This is a genomic window from Azoarcus taiwanensis, assembly GCF_012910885.1.
GTDB classification, from domain to species: domain Bacteria; phylum Pseudomonadota; class Gammaproteobacteria; order Burkholderiales; family Rhodocyclaceae; genus Azoarcus_F; species Azoarcus_F taiwanensis.
The window spans coordinates 1-510 of sequence record NZ_WTVM01000294.1; the positions used below are offsets into that span (position 1 = coordinate 1).

The 510-nt window shown below is 65.9% G+C and carries 1 protein-coding gene; it reads right to left on the reverse strand.

All coding sequences use genetic code 11. From position 1 onward, the window contains the following. Window positions 1-133: 133 nt before the first annotated feature. On the reverse strand, window positions 134-510 hold a 377-nt coding region (locus tag GPA21_RS20390), incomplete at its 5' end, for a serine O-acetyltransferase (RefSeq protein ID WP_422614188.1).

The following is a 510-nucleotide window of genomic DNA, read 5'->3' on the forward strand; positions in this document are numbered from 1 at the left end:
CCGCAATCCGGCGCAGGTCAATGCAACAACACGCGTTCCGATCTCGCTCGCTCCCCGGCATTGCAGATGAGGAGCGCGATCGGCGTACCCCACACCGCTCGGCACCTAGCGCGGCAGCACCGAAACGCCGCGCTCATCCGCCCAACGTGCGCGCCGGTACGCCGACGGCAGTCGCTAACGGTGGCACGCTCTTGAGGACGACACTGCCGGCCCCCACTGTGGCGCCGCGGCCAATCTCGATGTTTCCCAGGACCGTGGCATTCGCTGAGAGAAGAGCGCCATCGCGAATCTTCGGGTGACGATCGCCCCGGCCCTTCCCCGTGCCTCCCAGGGTCACGTGCTGGAGGATCGACACGTCGTCGCCGACCATTGCCGTTTCACCAATCACGATACCGGTGCCGTGATCGATGAATACGCGACGCCCCATCGAGACCGCTGGGTGAATGTCGACACTGAACACCTCCGAGACTCGGCTTTGCACGATCCGTGCCGCAGGGCGTCGCCCCTGGC